A 1,011-nucleotide genomic window follows, 5' to 3' on the forward strand; every position below is an offset into this window, starting at 1 on the left:
TGAGGTGATCTCAGAGATTTCGAACCGGACAACGAGGCTTTCTGTGGCCTGAAGGATGCGGTCCGGGGAGACACGCGGGCAGATCGCCGGGCGGTGAAACGGGACGTGGAGCCCCGGTAGAACAACGAATCACCACAAAACCCTGCTCGCCCGGAAGGCTCCACGTGATCCCCCATCGTGCCACGCTCGACGTCTCTCGTGAACTCGCCCGGTACCTCGGGCGGCTGCTGTGGCGGGAGCGGAGGCTGCGCGCAACACCGAAGGGCAGCCGGGCACTGACCTGCTTCCGGCAGGCGGTCATGGTGCTGCGCTGGTTCCGCGGCGAACGCGACATCCCCAAACTCGGCCGCGACCACAAGGTGTCACGGGCCACCGCCTACCGCTACATCGACGAGGGGATCGCTGTTCTTGCAGCTCAGGCTCCGGATCTGCACGAGGCGCTGGATCGTGCCCGAGGCGACGGCCACGCCTATCTGATCATGGACGGGACGCTGCTGCCGACCGACCGGTGCGCCGAACAGACCATCAGCGTCAAAGGCGAGACGATCGATCTGTGGTACTCCGGCAAGGCCCACCAGCACGCCGGCAACATCCAAGCCCTGTCGTCCCCGACCGGGCTCCCGCTGTGGGTCTCCGATGTCGAGCCCGGCTCGGTCCACGACCTGACCGCAGCACGCGCCCACGTCCTGGGCGCCCTGTACGCCGCAGCGGCTCAGGGACTTCCCACCCTGGCCGACGGCGGCTACGAAGGCGCCGGAATCGGCGTCCTCACGCCCATCAAGAACCCCGCCGACGGCCAGACCCTCAGCATCGGCAACCGCGCCTACAACCAGCTCCACCGCGGCCTGCGCTGCCTCGGCGAACGCGGATTCGCCCTGCTCAAAGGCCGCTGGCGCATCCTCCAGCACATCACCACCAGCCCCAGCAGAATCGGCGACATCACCCGCGCAGCACTCGTCCTCACCCATTTCGAGCATGGCCACCTACCCGAAACTCGGTGAGATCACCTCA

The 1,011-nt window shown here is 67.1% G+C and carries 1 protein-coding gene; it reads left to right on the plus strand.

Annotated elements, in window-relative coordinates; genetic code table 11:
• Positions 1-164: 164 nt before the first annotated feature.
• Positions 165-1,001 carry a transposase family protein gene (locus QSK21_RS35880; RefSeq protein WP_285702217.1) on the plus strand — a complete coding sequence of 279 codons (837 nt, stop codon included), beginning with the start codon at positions 165-167 and terminating at the stop codon, positions 999-1,001.
• The last annotated feature ends 10 nt before the right edge of the window (positions 1,002-1,011 follow it).

Origin of the sequence: Actinomadura sp. NBRC 104412, assembly GCF_030269515.1 — a bacterium.
Classification (GTDB): domain Bacteria; phylum Actinomycetota; class Actinomycetes; order Streptosporangiales; family Streptosporangiaceae; genus Spirillospora.